Annotated in this window: 11 protein-coding genes and 3 pseudogenes; 12 read left to right on the top strand and 2 right to left on the bottom strand. The window is 67.7% G+C overall.

Features of this window, described 5'->3' with window-relative positions:
* Positions 1–64: 64 nt before the first annotated feature.
* From L6444_RS31320 to L6444_RS27685, 11 genes and pseudogenes are all read left to right on the top strand, one after another.
* Positions 65–1,067, top strand: a pseudogene (locus L6444_RS31320) (DUF6779 domain-containing protein); the annotation flags it as partial.
* A 534-nt stretch (positions 1,068–1,601) separates the two neighbouring features.
* Positions 1,602–2,513, top strand: coding sequence for a Rossmann-like and DUF2520 domain-containing protein (locus L6444_RS27730; RefSeq protein WP_236978556.1), 912 nt, complete (start codon positions 1,602–1,604; stop codon positions 2,511–2,513).
* Entirely contained in the window at positions 2,510–3,433 is a 924-nt protein-coding gene (gene panC, locus L6444_RS27725) for a pantoate--beta-alanine ligase (protein ID WP_236978555.1), read from the top strand. The genes L6444_RS27730 and panC overlap by 4 nt, the downstream gene beginning before the upstream one ends.
* Positions 3,433–3,834: pseudogene (gene panD, locus L6444_RS27720) on the top strand (aspartate 1-decarboxylase); the annotation flags it as partial. The gene panC and the pseudogene panD, both read left to right, overlap by 1 nt.
* Before the next feature lie 21 nt (positions 3,835–3,855).
* Positions 3,856–4,675 (top strand): annotated as a pseudogene (locus tag L6444_RS27715) (type III pantothenate kinase).
* 32 nt (positions 4,676–4,707) lie between these two features.
* Positions 4,708–6,219, top strand: a complete 1,512-nt coding sequence (gene lysS / locus L6444_RS27710; protein WP_236978554.1) for a lysine--tRNA ligase — start codon at positions 4,708–4,710, stop codon at positions 6,217–6,219.
* A gap of 115 nt (positions 6,220–6,334) precedes the next feature.
* The gene (gene lsr2 / locus L6444_RS27705; protein WP_236978550.1) at positions 6,335–6,673 is read left to right on the top strand and encodes a histone-like nucleoid-structuring protein Lsr2; all 339 of its coding nucleotides are present in this window, start codon (positions 6,335–6,337) and stop codon (positions 6,671–6,673) included.
* Between the two features lie 281 nt (positions 6,674–6,954).
* Positions 6,955–9,480, top strand: a complete 2,526-nt coding sequence (clpC1, locus tag L6444_RS27700; RefSeq protein WP_236978546.1) for an ATP-dependent protease ATP-binding subunit ClpC — start codon at positions 6,955–6,957, stop codon at positions 9,478–9,480.
* A 200-nt stretch (positions 9,481–9,680) separates the two neighbouring features.
* Entirely contained in the window at positions 9,681–9,896 is a 216-nt protein-coding gene (locus tag L6444_RS27695) for a CbtB domain-containing protein (RefSeq protein WP_236978539.1), read from the top strand.
* An 18-nt stretch (positions 9,897–9,914) separates the two neighbouring features.
* Positions 9,915–10,652 (top strand): CbtA family protein, encoded by a 738-nt coding sequence (locus L6444_RS27690; protein ID WP_236978538.1) that lies wholly within the window; start codon positions 9,915–9,917, stop codon positions 10,650–10,652.
* A complete protein-coding gene (locus L6444_RS27685) occupies positions 10,649–11,188 on the top strand; it encodes a histidine phosphatase family protein (protein WP_236978536.1) in 540 nt (179 codons plus the stop codon). The genes L6444_RS27690 and L6444_RS27685 overlap by 4 nt, the downstream gene beginning before the upstream one ends.
* A 12-nt stretch (positions 11,189–11,200) precedes the next feature.
* Here L6444_RS27685 and L6444_RS27680 read toward each other — a convergent pair whose 3' ends face one another.
* Both L6444_RS27680 and mhuD read right to left on the bottom strand, forming a co-directional pair.
* Positions 11,201–12,571: a serine hydrolase gene (locus tag L6444_RS27680; RefSeq protein ID WP_236978534.1), complete on the bottom strand. Its 1,371-nt coding sequence runs from the start codon at positions 12,569–12,571 to the stop codon at positions 11,201–11,203.
* Entirely contained in the window at positions 12,546–12,863 is a 318-nt protein-coding gene (gene mhuD, locus L6444_RS27675; protein ID WP_236978532.1) for a mycobilin-forming heme oxygenase MhuD, read from the bottom strand. Before mhuD ends, L6444_RS27680 begins: the two co-directional genes overlap by 26 nt.
* A gap of 14 nt (positions 12,864–12,877) precedes the next feature.
* Here mhuD and L6444_RS27670 point away from each other — a divergent pair, with 14 nt between their 5' ends.
* A complete protein-coding gene (locus L6444_RS27670) occupies positions 12,878–13,648 on the top strand; it encodes an alpha/beta fold hydrolase (protein ID WP_236978531.1) in 771 nt (256 codons plus the stop codon).
* Positions 13,649–13,650: the final 2 nt, after the last annotated feature.

Here is a 13,650-nt window from a genome sequence, read left to right as displayed (position 1 = left end):
CCAGCCTGAGAATCGCCGGACTGGCGCGACACGCGGAATGACCTCGCCCGGGTACAGTCAGCCCATGACCGTTCTGTCCCGCGGCGCCCGGGTCCGGCGCGGCGGCCGCAGGCCGGGGTGGGTGCTCTTGACGACGTTGCTGGTCCTCGCGATCGGGGCGAGTTCCGCGCTGGTTTTCACCGATCGCGTGGAACTTCTCAAGCTGGCTGTGATCCTGGCGCTGTGGGCCGCCGTCGCCGGTGCTTTCGTGTCGGTGCTGTACCGGCGGCAGGCCGAAGCCGACCAAGCGCGGGCCCGGGACATGAAACTGGTGTACGACCTGCAGCTGGATCGGGAGATCTCGGCGCGTCGCGAGTACGAGCTGACTGTGGAGTCCCAGTTGCGTCGTGAGCTGGCCGCCGAGATACACGCGCAGGCCGCCGACGAGATCGCGGCACTGCGCGCCGAGTTATCTTCGCTTCGGACCAGTCTGGAGATCCTGTTCGACACCGATCTCGAGCAGCGTCCGGCGCTGGAGACCCTGGACCGGGAATCCGCCCGGGCGTTGACCGATCGAGCCAGCCGCGGCGCCCAGAACGGTGAGATCCCACCGGCTGACTGGGTCACCAGCGACCGGGTCACCGCGGTTCGCCGCGACGACCGGCCCACCCGCGCCGACGACTCCGCCATCATCGACGTGCCCGAGGAGCCACTGGTGCCGCCCCGGCCGCCGGCACCCCCACGGGAGTACACGCCGCCGCCGGCACCCCAGCCCCGTTCCAGCAGCCCGAACCGCCTTTCCAGCAGCCCGAACCGCCGTTCCAGCAGCCCGAGCCGGCTTTCTCGCAGCCTCAGCCGTCCTTCCCGCAGCCGGAACCGGGGTTCGCGCCGCGTCATCGGCCGCCGCCGGTCCCGCCACCAGCGCCCCCACCGCCGCAGCCCTCGCCGTGGCAGCCGGTCGCCGCCGAGGGCCAGTGGTTGCCGCCCGGTGCGCCGGGCAGCCACTGGGCATCCGGCGAAGCCCCGGGGCCCCGGAGCCGTCCGGACGGCGCCGGCGCGCCCGGCACTCGGAACCCCAGGACGGCGCGACGCCGTTCGGTGGCGTCAATGTGCCGCCGGGCGGCTATATCCCTCCCGTTGCTCCCGCCGCCGACGTCCCGCCCGGCGCAGGCATCGGCCCGCCGGCCGACACCGGACCCGAATACGGCGGTCGCCGTTCGCGATCCCGCCACTCGGCGGAATACCGCCAGTACGGGGTCGGCAATTTCGGCCGCCCGCCCGAGGCCGAGTCGGGGCCCCGCGCCGACGAGCCGCCGCCGCCGCCGGAGTCTCCGGCACCCGAGCCGGTGCCGCCCCGACTGGCCCCGCCGCCGGCTCCCCGGCATCGCAGCGCCGAGGAGATCGAGAACACGCCGGACCAGGCCGACCAGGAATCCGGTGGCCAGACGGTCGCGGACCTGATGGCGCGGCTGCAGGTGCAGCCCGGCGGCGGTGGCCGCCGGCGCCGGCGTGACGGTTGACACGCTGTGCTGCCTTCGGCGCATCGACTACAGTCTTAGTGACCGTCCGGTACCCCAGCAGCGGGACTGGAACGAACGAAGATCACTGTGAGGTCGTCTGCGATGGAGCAGTTCGACGGTTTGCGGCCGGCCAGGCTCAAGGTCGGAATCATCTCCGCGGGCCGGGTGGGCACCGCGCTGGGCGTCGCGCTGGAGCGCGCCGACCATGTCGTGGTCGCCTGCAGCGCCGTTTCGCACGCGTCCCGGCAGCGGGCCGCGCGCCGACTGCCCGACACCCCGGTGCTGGGTCCCCCCGACGTCGCAGCCGGAGCTGAGCTGCTGTTGCTGGCGGTCCCCGACAGCGAACTCGCCGGCCTGGTGTCCGGATTGGCCGCCACCTCGGCGGTACGGCCGGGCACGATCGTGGCGCACACTTCCGGCGCCAACGGTATCGCCGTCCTGGCGCCGCTGACCGAGTTGGGCTGCATTCCGCTGGCGATTCACCCGGCGATGACGTTCACCGGCTCCGACGAGGACATCGCCCGGTTGCCCGACACCTGCTTCGGTGTCACCGCCGCCGACGAGGTGGGCTATGCCATCGCCGCGTCGCTGGTGCTGGAAATGGGCGGCGAACCGTTCTGTGTGCGCGAGGAGGCGCGCGTGCTCTATCACGCCGCGCTGGCGCACGCCTCCAATCACCTGGTGACGGTGCTTGCGGATGCGCTGGAGGCGTTGCGGGTGGCGGTGCGCGGCGACGAATTGCTGGGGCAGCAGCGGGTGGACAACCAGCCGGGCGGGATCGCCGAACGCATCGTCGGACCGCTGGCCCGCGCCGCGCTGGAGAACACCCTGCAACGTGGCCAGGCCGCGCTGACCGGACCCGTGGCCCGCGGTGACGCGGCCGCCGTCGCCGGGCATCTGCGAGCGCTGCACGAGGCGGATCCGCAACTGGCTCAGGCGTATCGGGTCAACGCGCTGCGCACCGCGGCGCGTGCGCACGCCCCCGAGGAGGTCGTCGAGGTGCTGGCCCGATGAGACCGGCCAAGACCCCGACGTTCGAGCGGGATCAACTCAACGTCTACACCACGCCCCGGGAGGTCTCCGATGTCGCCCGCGCCCTGCGACAAACCGGTCGCCGGATCATGTTGGTGCCCACCATGGGAGCGCTGCACGAGGGTCACCTGACGCTGGTGCGTGCCGCCAAGCGGGTGCCCGGCTCGGTGGTGGTGGTGTCGATTTTCGTCAACCCGCTGCAGTTCGGCGCCAACGAGGATCTCGACGCCTACCCCCGTACTCTGCAGGAAGATCTCGAGTTGCTGCGGGCCGAAGGTGTCGAGATCGTGTTCGCCCCGACCGCGGCGGCGATGTATCCCGACGGCCTGCGCACCACCGTGCAGCCCGGCCCGCTGGCTGCCGAGCTCGAAGGAGCCGTTCGCCCAACGCATTTCGCCGGAGTGCTGACGGTCGTGCTCAAACTGCTGCAGATCGTGCGCCCGGACCGGGCGTTCTTCGGCGAGAAGGACTACCAGCAGCTGGTGCTGATCAGGCAGATGGTGGCCGATCTGAACATCGACACCCAGATCGTCGGGGTGCCGACGGTACGCGAAGCCGACGGTCTGGCCCGCTCGTCGCGCAACCGGTACCTCGACCCGGTGCAACGTGAAGCGGCAGTGGCACTTTCGGCGGCCCTCACCGCCGGCGCGCATGCCGCGTCGCACGGGGTGCAGGCCGCGCTGGACGCAGCCCGTGCGGTGCTCGACGCCACCCCTGGCGTGGTGGTCGACTACCTGCAGCTGCGTGACACCGACCTGGGCCCCGAACCCACCGGCGGTTCGGGCCGGCTGGTGGTCGCGGCCCGGCTGGGCACCACCAGGTTGCTGGACAATGTCGCAATCCAAATCGGGAATCTCGCCGGCACCACTGGGCCGGACGTCGAATCACAATGGAGGAACTGATGTTACGGACGATGCTCAAGTCGAAGATCCACCGTGCCACCGTCACGCAGGCCGATCTGCACTACGTGGGATCGGTGACCATCGACGCCGACCTGATGGATGCCGCCGACCTGCTCGAGGGTGAGCAGGTCACCATCGTCGACATCGACAACGGAGCTCGGCTGGTCACCTACGCGATCACCGGCGAGCGCGGCAGTGGGATCATCGGGATCAATGGCGCCGCAGCGCATCTCGTGCATCCCGGCGACCTGGTGATTCTGATCGCCTATGGCGTCATGGAGGACGCCGAGGCGCGCGCCTACCAGCCTCGGATCGTTTTCGTGGACGCAGCGAACAAGCAGATCGACCTGGGAAGCGACCCGGCGTTCGTGCCGGACGGCGTGGACGAGTTGCTCGACCCCCCGGATCGGTGTGCGGTAGCCGTGCTACTGGCGATCGACGTCCGCAACACCCACACCGTCGTCGGCCTGCTGTCCGGAATCAAGGACCACGCAAAAAGTTCTGCAGCAGTGGCGGATTCGCACCGAACCCGAAGTCACCGCCGACGAGCTGGCGCTCACCATCGACGGCCTGATCGGTGAGGATTCCGAACAGCTCACCGGCGCCGCGGCGCTGTCCACGGTCCCGTCGGTGTTGCACGAGGTGCGGATCATGCTCGAGCAGTACTGGCCGTCGGTGCCGCAGGTGCTGATCGAACCCGGAGTGCGTACCGGCATCCCGCTGCTGGTCGACAACCCCAAAGAGGTCGGTGCCGACCGGATCGTCAACTGTCTGGCGGCATTCAGCAGGTTCGGTAAGGCCGCGATCGTCGTCGATTTCGGATCGTCGATCTGCGTGGACGTGGTCTCGGCCAAAGGGGAGTTCCTCGGCGGCGCCATCGCCCCCGGGGTGCAGGTGTCCTCGGACGCCGCGGCCGCACGTTCGGCGGCGCTGCGCCGCGTCGAGCTGTCCCGGCCCCGCTCCGTGGTCGGCAAGAACACCGTGGAATGCATGCAGGCCGGCGCCGTGTTCGGGTTCGCCGGGCTGGTCGACGGGCTGGTCGGCCGGATCCGCGACGACGTCCAGGGTTTCTCCGCCTCCGACGACGTCGCGGTGGTCGCCACCGGGCACACCGCGCCGTTGTTGCTGCCCGAACTGCACAGCGTCGAGCACTACGACCAGCACCTGACGCTGCACGGTCTTCGGCTGGTCTTCGAGCGCAACCGCGACGCCCAGCGCGGCCGGCTCAAGACCGCACGCTGAGCACCGCCCGACTGCAATTAAGCTGGCACGTCGTGAGTGCCGCCGATCAAGACCCCGTCGAGGACCTTCCCGAACAGTTCCGGATCCGTCGGGACAAGCGTGCCCGGCTGCTGGCGGAGGGTCGTGACCCCTACCCGGTGGCCATCGAACGAACCCACACGCTGGCGCAGGTCCGCGCCGCTTACCCCGATCTGCCGACCGATACCGCCACCGAGGACGTGGTCGGCATCGCCGGCCGGGTCGTCTTCGCGCGTAACACCGGCAAACTGTGCTTCGCGACATTGCAGGACGGGGACGGCACCCAGTTGCAGGCGATGATCAGCCTGGACAAGGTGGGCCGGCAGGCGCTGGACGCGTGGAAGGCCGACGTCGACCTGGGCGACATCGTCTATGTGCACGGCACGGTGATCAGCTCGCGGCGCGGCGAATTGTCCGTCCTCGCCGATTCCTGGCGGATGGCCGCCAAGGCGCTGCGGCCGTTACCGGTGGCCCACAAGGAGATGAGCGAGGAAGCCCGGGTGCGGCAGCGCTATGTCGACCTGATCGTGCGTCCGCAGGCTCGCTCGGTGGCCCGGCAGCGCATCGCGGTGATCCGCGCCATAAGGAATTCGTTGGAGCGGCGTGGGTTCCTGGAAGTCGAGACGCCGATGTTGCAGACGCTGGCCGGTGGCGCGGCTGCGCGGCCCTTCGTCACGCATTCCAATGCGCTCGACATCGACCTTTACCTGCGGATCGCGCCCGAGCTGTTCCTCAAGCGCTGCATCGTCGGCGGTTTCGACAAGGTCTTCGAAGTTAATCGAGTGTTTCGAAACGAGGGAACCGATTCCACCCATTCCCCGGAATTTTCCATGCTGGAGACGTACCAGACCTACGGCACCTATGACGATTCCGCCATCGTCACCAGAGAGCTTATTCAAGAGGTAGCCGACGAGGCGATCGGCACTCGAGAACTCCCGATGCCGGACGGCACCGTCTACAACATCGACGGCGAATGGGCAACTCTTGAGATGTATTCCTCGCTGTCCGATGGACTCGGCGAAGAGATCACCCCGCAGACGTCGGTCGAAAGCCTGCGACGTATCGCGGCCCGACTCGATGTGGAGATTCGCGACGACCGCGGCTTCGGTCACGGCAAACTCGTCGAAGAACTTTGGGAGCATGTCGTGGGTAAGCGGTTGACCGCTCCGACATTTGTCAGGGATTTCCCAGTTGAAACCACGCCGTTGACGCGACAACACCGGAGTATCGTCGGAGTGACCGAGAAGTGGGACCTTTACCTGCACGGAGTCGAACTGGCCACCGGATACTCGGAATTGAACGACCCGGTAGTCCAGCGTGAAAGATTTGCCGATCAGGCGCGGGCCGCGGCGGCCGGCGATGACGAGGCGATGCAACTCGACGAGGATTTTCTCGCGGCGCTGGAGTTCGGTATGCCGCCGTGCACGGGAACGGGAATGGGAATCGACCGGCTGTTGATGTGTTTGACCGGCCTGTCAATTAGGGAGACAGTTTTGTTCCCGATTGTTCGGCCGCACTCGAACTGAACTGCTCGGAGTTGTGTCGGATTGTGCATTTTTCGTTCTTATGGCACATTGGTTCCCGGGGAGTCTATCTAAACTGGTTCTGTAACCGCTCGGGAAGAAACGTGAGGGTAAGCCAATGGCGAAGAAAGTGACCGTCACCCTGGTCGATGATTTCGACGGTGCCGGCGCAGCCGACGAAACGGTCGAATTCGGGCTTGACGGGGTGACCTATGAAATCGACCTTTCCAGTAAAAATGCGGCGAAACTGCGCAACGACCTGAAAGGCTGGGTGGCCGCTGGGCGGCGCGTCGGCGGCAGGCGGCGTGGGCGGTCGGGTTCGGGCCGGGGCCGGGGCGCCATCGACCGCGAGCAGAGTGCCGCGATCCGGGAATGGGCGCGTCGCAACGGGCACAACGTGTCGACCCGCGGCCGCATCCCAGCCGACGTCATCGACGCTTTCCACGCCGCGACGTAGCAGCCAGACAAGCAATTTCCGGCGCCCGTGCTCACCGCAGCCCGGGCGCCGGATTTTTATTTGTTTCGCTTGCGGCGAACGCAATAATGCCGTGCCCGGGAAACACGCCGCGGCTTTGCGCCGTTAGTCTCTTGTGCTTCGGCGCCGCTGCGCACGGTGAGGTTATGAACCCTCGCGGGCCGACCATTAGAGTGGACGGCAGGTACGCGGTGTCGGCCCCTGTGCCGACAGAGTCTTGGCGACACGGAGTACCCATGGTGATGGAGAGCAGGTAACCACCAATGTTCGAACGTTTTACCGATCGTGCCCGCAGGGTGGTCGTCCTGGCCCAGGAAGAGGCCCGGATGCTCAACCACAACTACATCGGCACCGAGCACATCCTGTTGGGGTTGATCCACGAGGGTGAAGGCGTGGCGGCCAAGTCGCTGGAGTCGCTGGGGATCTCGTTGGAGGGCGTCCGCAGCCAGGTCGAGGAGATCATCGGCCAGGGCCAGCAGGCGCCGTCCGGCCACATTCCGTTCACGCCGCGCGCCAAGAAGGTCCTCGAGCTGAGCCTGCGCGAAGCGCTGCAACTCGGCCACAACTACATCGGCACCGAACATATTCTGCTGGGCCTGATCCGCGAGGGTGAAGGCGTGGCGGCCCAGGTGCTGGTCAAACTGGGCGCCGAGCTGACCCGGGTGCGTCAGCAGGTGATCCAGCTGCTGAGCGGCTACCAGGGCAAGGAGGCCGCCGAGGCCGGCACCGGTGGTCGCGGCGGCGAGTCCGGCAGCCCGTCCACGTCGCTGGTGCTCGACCAGTTCGGTCGCAACCTCACCGCGGCCGCCATGGAAGGCAAGCTGGACCCCGTCATCGGCCGCGAGAAGGAAATCGAGCGGGTGATGCAGGTGCTCAGCCGGCGCACCAAGAACAACCCGGTGCTGATCGGCGAGCCCGGCGTCGGCAAGACCGCCGTCGTGGAGGGTCTGGCCCAGGCGATCGTGCACGGTGAGGTGCCCGAGACGCTCAAGGACAAGCAGCTCTACACCCTGGACCTGGGTTCGCTGGTCGCCGGCAGCCGCTATCGCGGTGACTTCGAGGAACGCCTCAAGAAGGTGCTCAAGGAGATCAACACCCGCGGCGACATCATCCTGTTCATCGACGAGCTGCACACGCTGGTCGGAGCGGGCGCCGCCGAGGGCGCGATCGACGCCGCCAGCATCTTGAAGCCGAAGCTGGCCCGCGGCGAGCTGCAGACCATCGGCGCCACCACGCTCGACGAGTACCGCAAGTACATCGAGAAGGACGCCGCGCTGGAGCGTCGTTTCCAGCCGGTCCAGGTGGGCGAGCCGACGGTGGAGCACACCATCGAGATCCTCAAGGGTCTGCGCGACCGCTATGAGGCGCACCACCGGGTGTCGATCACCGACGGTGCCCTGGTGGCCGCGGCCACCCTGGCCGACCGCTACATCAACGACCGGTTCCTGCCGGACAAGGCGATCGACCTGATCGACGAGGCCGGCGCCCGGATGCGGATCCGCCGCATGACCGCGCCGCCAGACCTGCGCGAGTTCGACGAGAAGATCGCCGAGGCGCGCCGGGAGAAGGAGTCGGCGATCGACGCCCAGGACTTCGAAAAGGCCGCCAGCCTGCGCGACCGGGAGAAGCAGCTGGTCGCGCAGCGTGCCGAGCGGGAGAAGCAGTGGCGTTCCGGCGACCTCGATGTCGTCGCCGAGGTGGACGACGAGCAGATCGCCGAGGTGCTGGGCAACTGGACGGGCATCCCGGTGTTCAAGCTCACCGAGGCCGAGACCACTCGTCTGCTGCGCATGGAGGACGAGCTGCACAAGCGGATCATCGGCCAGGTGGACGCCGTCAAGGCGGTCTCCAAGGCGATCCGTCGTACCCGCGCCGGGTTGAAGGACCCGAAGCGGCCGTCGGGATCGTTCATCTTCGCCGGGCCGTCCGGTGTCGGTAAGACCGAGCTGTCCAAGGCGCTGGCGAACTTCCTGTTCGGCGATGACGACGCGCTGATCCAGATCGACATGGGCGAGTTCCACGATCGCTTCACCGCCTCGCGGCTGTTCGGCGCACCGCCGGGCTATGTCGGCTACGAGGAGGGCGGTCAGCTCACCGAGAAGGTCAGACGCAAGCCGTTCTCCGTCGTTTTGTTCGACGAGATCGAGAAGGCCCACCAGGAGATCTACAACAGCCTGTTGCAGGTGCTCGAGGACGGCCGGCTCACCGACGGTCAGGGCCGCACGGTCGACTTCAAGAACACCGTGCTGATCTTCACCTCGAACCTGGGCACGTCCGACATCTCCAAGCCCGTCGGCCTCGGTTTCACCCAGGGGGGCGGTGCGAACGACTACGAGCGGATGAAGCAGAAGGTCAACGACGAGCTGAAGAAGCACTTCCGCCCGGAGTTCCTCAACCGCATCGACGACATCATCGTCTTCCACCAGCTGACCAAGGACGAGATCATCCAGATGGTCGACCTGATGATCGGGCGCGTCGCCAACCAGCTCAAGAGCAAGGACATGGCGCTCGAGCTGACCGACAAGGCCAAGGCGTTGCTGGCCAAGCGCGGCTTCGACCCCGTGCTGGGTGCCCGTCCGCTGCGGCGCACCATCCAGCGCGAGATCGAAGACCAGCTCTCGGAGAAGATCCTGTTCGACGAGGTCGGTCCGGGGCAGGTCGTCACCGTCGACGTGGCGGATTGGGACGGCGAAAGCGCCGGCGAGGACGCGAAGTTCACCTTCGTCGGCACCCGCAAGCCGCCGGTCGACGTGGATCTGGCCAAGGCCGGAGCGCACGAAGCCCAGTAGCCGCAACAGCCTGACCGCATCGGAGTAAGCCCCACCCGGGGCTTACTCCGATGCTGCATTGGGCAGCGGGTCTACACTGGCCACTGTTGTCGGGTACCGGAATCTGGTGAAACTCCAGAACGGTCGCGCCACTGTCGATAGTCAGACCTGGTCCCGGCACGCGGGAGCATTGACCGTGGGACGCGAGATCCCAGAAGGAGATGATTGTGGCCACATCGCAGACCGCCCGGGCCGGATCGGTTGACCTGTCGGGGGCACGCGCAACGGTGTGGCTGGTGGCCACCGCCGTGCTGGCGCTGCTCGCGATCTACTTCGTCGGCGTCGACCAGGGCGCCGTGTCGCTGTTCGGCAGCGACACGCATGTGCACGAATTCTTCCACGACGCAAGGCATCTGCTCGGGTTTCCCTGCCACTGACCCGCGGTCGGCTGACAGGTGGAGCAGCGGCTGATCCTTCGCGGGCTGCTGGCGGGTGCGGTGGGCGCGGTGCTGGCGTTCGTCTTCGGCCGCGTGTTCGCCGAGCCGGTCATTTCCCGTGCGGTGCAATTCGAGGAAGCCCGCACCGCCCCGGGGGTGCATGAACACGGTGCCGAGCTGTTCTCCCGCGGGGTACAGGGCAATGCCGGGCTGGGTTTCGGCGTGCTCGTCTTCGGCGTCGCGCTGGGTGCGCTGTTCGCGGTAGCGTTCTGCCTCGCTTACCGGAACTCGGAATGTGTTGCGCCGCAGCTACTTTCGATTCGCCTGGCGCTGGGCGGGTTGGTAGCGGCGTACCTGGTGCCGTTCCTGAAATACCCGGCGAATCCGCCTGCCGTCGGTCAAGCGGACACCATCGGCGCGCGCACTTGGTGGTATTTGATCATGGTGCTGGCGTCGGTGGTGCTGGCCATCGCCGCGCTTTGGCTGGCGCGGCGGCTGGCGGCGCGGTTCGGGGCGTTCAACGCCGGCTGGGTGGCCGCGGCCGCCTATGCCGCAGCAGTCGCGCTGGTGGCGCTGGTGCTGCCTGCGGTGGCCGAGGTACCCGCCGGATTTCCCGCGGATGTCCTCTACGAATTCAGGCTGGTGTCGCTGGCCACGCAGTTGGTGCTGTGGGTGGGGATCGGGCTGGTGTTCGGGGTGCTCGCAACGCGGGCACTGCCCGCCGGCGCGCAGCAGGAGGCGAGCACCCCCCGGTGAGTGCGGTGTCGCGGCTGACCCTGGTGTCGCACGCCATGACCGAAGCGATGGCGGCCGGACGGTTTCCCGCCGACGAGCCGCTGCGTGACACCGGCCGCCAGGTCACGGCGCTGCGGATCAACGACGACACGCGTCAGCTCGCCGGCCCCGAGCGGCGGACCCGGCAGACCGCGGAACTCCTCGGGCTGCAACCCGTGCTTGAACCCCGGCTGGCCGACCTGGATTGCGGCGAATGGCGCGGTACCGCGCTGCCCGACGTGGCGCCCGCCGATCTGCAGACCTGGCTGACCGATCCGGGTCAGGCCCCGCACGGCGGCGAATCCGTCGTCGACCTCGTCGATCGGGTGGCCGGCTGGTTGGCCGGAGTGGCGTCCCAGGCCGGCCGGACGGTGGCGGTGACGCATCCGGCGGTGGTGCGCGCCGCGCTGCTGGTGGCCCTGGAGATACCGCCGAAATCGTTCTGGCGCATCGACGTTGCTCCACTGAGCCGGACCAGTCTGCATTACCGTGGGCAACGCTGGACGCTGCGACTTTAGTTGTGTGACGGCTTAGTTGGGGGCGACCAGCGCGAAGGCTTGCTTGGCGACCTGCAACATCCAGCTGGTCACCGTGGGGCCGTGGTCACGAGGCCAGTTCAGCTGGAAGCTGACCACCCACGGCTGCCCCGTCTTGTCTACCGTATACCAGCTGAACGTCAGATCCCCGGGCAGGCCACCGGCTTTCGCACCGATGTAGGGCCACACGTTGCGGTCCAGCTGGATGCCGGCGACGGCGGACAGGATCTTGCGGACTGGCGCGGCCTCGCCGACGGCATCCGCCTGGAGCGCCACGTGCACCCGGCAGATGTCTTCGGCGGTGCCGTACCACTCGGCGCCGAACGCTGAGGCGGGAGTGTGGGCGCGGGTCGGATCTGGTTGGTAATCGGTGGAATTCGCTGCTTGCAGCAGTGCAGCGCGCTGTTGCTGGGAGGCGTTCTTCCACTGCTCGCGCAGATCGGGCTGACCCCAGCCGACCGAGAACAGTTCGTACATGGTGGGAAACGGCGTCATGCTGACCGGGTCGTGGTGGCCGGCGCTGGCCAGGGCCTGCTCGATGGCATGGGTCCCCAGCCTGCCGATCAGCAGATCGGTGGCCATGTTGTCGCTGGTGGCGATCATCTTCTCGGCCGCTGTGCGAACTGAGACATGTTCGCCGACAGCAAGTTCCAAGCCGGAGGAGCCGACGGCCTTGCCCTTGGCGGTCACCGTCAGCTGATCGTCCCAGGATGCGGTCCCGTTCTTGACGGCGTTCGCGAGCGCGTGCAGCACGTACAACTTGAAAATCGACGCCAGTGGCAGGGACTCGGCGGTGTTGGTGCCCGCAACCCGGTTGCACTGGCCGTCGTCGACTTTGGCCACCTGATAGGAGTAGCGGGCGCCGGTCTTGCTCAGCACGGCATCGATGTCACGCCAGGCCTTGATCGTCGGTGGCGGGAGCGTTTCGAGTTCGAAACGGTCGACCCAGCCGCCGTCGTTGGTGTGGATCCGGATGTCTTGGTGCGCGCCGTAGGACGAGATCAGGTGCAAGGTGGCCGCGCTGGCGCCGACGTCCACGCTGTCCAGCGTGAACGGACGGTCCCACCAGAGACTTTCCATGGTGGCTTCCACCGACTCGACCTTCTCCGGTGCGGCCAGGGTGCCGACCCCGACCGGCCCGATCGGCCAGTCCGAGTTGAGCATGTCCATCGTCTGCTGTGCCCGCAGCCCGGGGGGCGTCGTGGTGTCGATCCGATGCCCGACGTCGGCTGCGTTGGCCGACGGGGTGGGTGACGTGGCACACCCGGGCGCCAGCGCCAACACCAGCACCGCCGCGGCGCTCGACGCCAGGACCCGGGTGCGTCGTTGACTCGGGCGGCTATTCAGCCTTCGGGTTCCCGGCAACGTCCATCACAACCTCGAACTCCAGCAGCGACGCCCCGGTTGCCACCGGGTTCGCCCGCTCCCCGGCGTGCGCTGCGATGGCGGGCCCGTTGGCCCAGGCCTGGAAGGCCTCCTCGGACTCCCAGTGCGTCACCACGAAATAGCGGTCCTCACCCTTGACCGGCCGCAGCAGCTGGAAGCCGAGAAACCCGGGCGAATTCTCCACCGCGTGAGCGCGGTGAGCGAATCGCTTCTCCAGCTCCGGGCCAGCTTCGGCGGGCACCTCGATTGCGTTGATCTTCACCACTGGCATGCGGTTAGGTTACCGTGCCCCGCATGCCGACCGATCTGTTGACCCATCGCGGCGGACAGGGCAGACCCTTGGTGCTGGTGCACGGACTGATGGGCCGGGGAACGACCTGGTCACGTCAGCTGCCGTGGCTGGCCCGGTTGGGCTCGGTGTACACCTACGACGCGCCGTGGCACCGCGGCCGGGACGTCGCGGACCCGCATCCGATCAGCACCGAGCGTTTCGTGGCCGACTTGGGCGACGCGGTGAGCGGGCTGGAAGTGCCGGTCACACTCGTCGGGCATTCGATGGGTGGCCTGCATTCCTGGTGCCTGGCCGCCGAACGTCCCGACCTGGTCAGCGCGCTGGTGGTGGAGGACATGGCCCCGGATTTCGTCGGCCGGACCACTGGGCCGTGGGAGCCGTGGCTGCACGCCTTGCCCGTCGAATTCGACTCTGCTGAACGGGTATTCGCCGAGTTCGGGCCGGTCGCCGGACAGTACTTCCTGGAGGCGTTCGACCGCACCGCCACCGGCTGGCGGCTGCACGGGCACACGGCGCGCTGGATCGAGATCGCCGCGGAGTGGGGTACCCGCGACTACTGGTCGCAGTGGCGGGCGGTCCGCGCACCGGCGCTGCTGATCGAGGCCGGCAGTTCGGTCACCCCGCCGGGGCAGATGCGCCAGATGCACGAAACAGATTCTCCGACAACATATCTGCATGTTGCAGGGGCAGGCCACCTGGTGCACGACGACGCTCCGGAGGCCTACCGGCACGCGGTCGAGTCGTTCGTTTCCGGCCTGGGCTAGCC

This window comes from Mycobacterium kiyosense (assembly GCA_021654635.1).
GTDB classification, from domain to species: Bacteria; Actinomycetota; Actinomycetes; order Mycobacteriales; family Mycobacteriaceae; genus Mycobacterium; species Mycobacterium kiyosense.
This window is presented reverse-complemented; position numbering and strand designations above follow the sequence as displayed.